Source organism: Acetobacterium sp. UBA5834 (assembly GCF_002435675.1).
Lineage (GTDB): Bacteria > Bacillota > Clostridia > Eubacteriales > Eubacteriaceae > Acetobacterium > Acetobacterium wieringae.
Genome location: NZ_DJGY01000031.1, coordinates 1 through 2,900 on the forward strand (window position 1 = coordinate 1; position 2,900 = coordinate 2,900).

Below are 2,900 nucleotides of genomic sequence, written 5' to 3' on the forward strand. Positions count from 1 at the left end.
GCAATCTCAATGTCTGATTTAAAACCCATACTATTTCCTCCAATACTTTGATAAATTTTTAACATCTGCATTTATGATATATGATTTCAATCTAAAAATCAAATAATAAATGTGACAATTTTTTACTGAAAAAATACGAATAACGTTTACATTTACGGGGTTTACATCAATAATCTGAACAATATTTTACTCTGCGACACAAAACTTCTGTGCAATTCAACATTAGATTGCATTTTAATTCTATATAGTTTTTTAAAGCCGCTTTTAAAATGAATTCTATGACATATTTTTACAAATCATCATAGAAAATCATCCATTTTTGTAATTTTTGATGCTTTTCCATTTTTGTACCATGAATTTTATTAATCCCTTGACAGACAACTCCAGCATTCCGATGTTCAATAAGTGACTAACCTACAACTTCACCTCCAAACTTGTTTTTGAATCATATTTATCCCAAATTATGCTATTCTAATTGCCCTATTAAGTCCGCTTTATAAATACTGATACCGGGCAGGTTGTCCACTATTTACTTGTATATACAAATTTAATTCAGATTACCACCAATTTTAAAGAATGTCAAATTATTTCTAGTTTAATTCAATTTATTTTCTTTTATCGTTTGTTAAATCTCAAACAATAAAAATAGGGGTAATATATCTCTCTAAATTGATGCTCAGATCGTTTAGATTTGATTAAATGTCGTTTTTATATTGTAAAATTTTACTGTGCTTGCTAGTAGGGTATTTTCGGGAAAAATTACTGGCTTCGGTCCATCTTGTATTGCCGTTCCGATTCAGCTGTCTTTAAAAAGGATTAGTCTGGTTAACACTGCATTTCACTTCCAATCGCTCTCAACAACTTCATTGATATAAACGAATCACCTGACCTTCATTCAAAAACCGCAATGGGCTGATTTTATTCATAAACCAGCCCTCAGAAAAATAAGCCTCAGACAAATTTTTCATTATCATTCGCTGCGTATTGAAAATCTCGTATTTTACGGGTATAATAAAATCAGTTTAGAAAATATTTTACAGGTCCCCCCAATTTATAACTGAGAAAGGACAATTTTATGTCATCTTTGAAGACTATTCGCATTTTTTTCCCATTGCTGGATAAAAGTATCCTGGTTGAAACTGGAACTACCGTTGCTGCCGCCTGTGCTCAGGTTGGTTTTCCTCAAAATCTAGTATGCGGAGGCAAGGGAACGTGTAAGAAATGCCTTGTGACCATTCGTGAAAACGATTTAGTTTCAGAAGTCCTTGGTTGCCAGCATCCCGTGTCCAACGATATGGCTATTCTCATTTCAAAAGAAGCCGCCGTATCACAAATACTGGAAACCACCGAAAATGAGACACTGAGTTTTAACCCCAAAACCAGGGTTGTGACCACCCCAATGGCACACTTGAAAACGGAGATGTGTTCCTACGATCTTGAAGCCATCCGCAACGCCCTCGATATGCCGATCAAGATGTCTTCTATTAAAGTATTACAGAAATCTGCTGAAATCTTTCATCAGAAAAGCCTTCCTTTGATGAATTTTGTGCTCTATAATGATGAAGTGATTGATCTGATCCCCAGCAGTGAATCGCTAAACGCCTATGGTGTTGCCTTTGACATTGGGACGACCTCGGTTGTCGGCTACCTTTATGATCTCACCAGTGGAGTTCTGATTCATCAGTATTCCTCTTTGAATAAGCAAATATCTTTTGGCGGTGATGTAATCAGCCGTATCGATTATGCATCCACCTCGCCTGAAAATTTGAAGGCGATCCAACATGCTATTATTGAAACGGTCAACAACATCCTTTCAAACCTTTTCTATGAATCAAAGATCGCTGCAGAAGCTGTTTATGAGTGTGTATTCTGCGGTAACAGTACCATGGCCCATCTTTTTCTGGGCTTAAATCCCCTGCATTTGGGTCTTTCCCCATTTACCGGGATCACCCGGGATATGGTGGTTGCCGATGCCGAAGAATTTACCATCAATATTAACCCCAACGGTAAAATAACCTTTCTGCCCTTATTGGGAGGGTTTGTTGGCGCCGATACAACAGCAGTATTGCTGGGTCTGCCAAAGGATGACGAATACCGCTTGATGATTGACTTGGGTACAAATGGCGAAATAGCTGTCGGCAACCGGAATCGTTACTTTGTCGCTTCCACGGCCTGCGGTCCTGCACTTGAAGGAGCTGGCATCCACATGGGGATGCGTGGCACCACTGGAGCCATCGAAAAAATCGAACTGATTGACAATGAAATCAAATGTCATGTTATTGGCGATGCTGCGCCCCTGGGATTTTGTGGCTCGGGGATCATCGATGCCATTGCCTTCCTGTTTCGGGAAAGACTGATTTATGATCGCGGTAATTTTATTAAAGGCGAGGATCTTGATAATCACCCCTTTAAAGATCGGTTCAAAACCGACGAGAACAATCAACGCTATTTTGTTTTTGTCCGTCATCAGGATAACCCCAATGGCAAAGAAATGATCATCACCCAGAAAGATGTTCGGGCAGTACAATTGGCCAAGGCCGCCATCTTTACCGGCTGCTGCCTGCTAACTGAAAAGTACGGCATCAAAGCCACGGATCTCAAAGAAATAACTCTGGCAGGTGCGTTTGGCAATTACATCGATATCGAAAATGCTCAGTTTATTGGTTTACTTCCAGAAATTTCTGGCGTACCGATCCGCTCCATAGGTAATGGAGCCGGAACCGGTTCCCAACTTTTTCTCTTATCTCAGGATGAAGCCAAACGCTGCGAAACGATCCCCAAAGTCACCACTCACATCGAGTTAGCCACTGATCCTGATTTTTCGAACCGGTACATGCAAAACACCTTTCTTGGTCGTAATAAAATGGCCTAATTGTCTTTCTCCTTCCTATATTGTCAAG

1 protein-coding gene is annotated in these 2,900 nt (G+C 39.6%); it reads left to right on the top strand.

Features of this window, described 5'->3' with window-relative positions:
* Positions 1-1,075: 1,075 nt before the first annotated feature.
* A complete protein-coding gene (locus tag B3F51_RS06865) occupies positions 1,076-2,872 on the top strand; it encodes an ASKHA domain-containing protein (protein WP_286946244.1) in 1,797 nt (598 codons plus the stop codon).
* Positions 2,873-2,900: the final 28 nt, after the last annotated feature.

Bases quoted from the DNA above. Each gene is read 5' to 3' on its own strand.
- B3F51_RS06865 (WP_286946244.1), top strand. From the start codon at position 1,076: ATGTCATCTTTGAAGACTATTCGCATTTTTTTCCCATTGCTGGATAAA.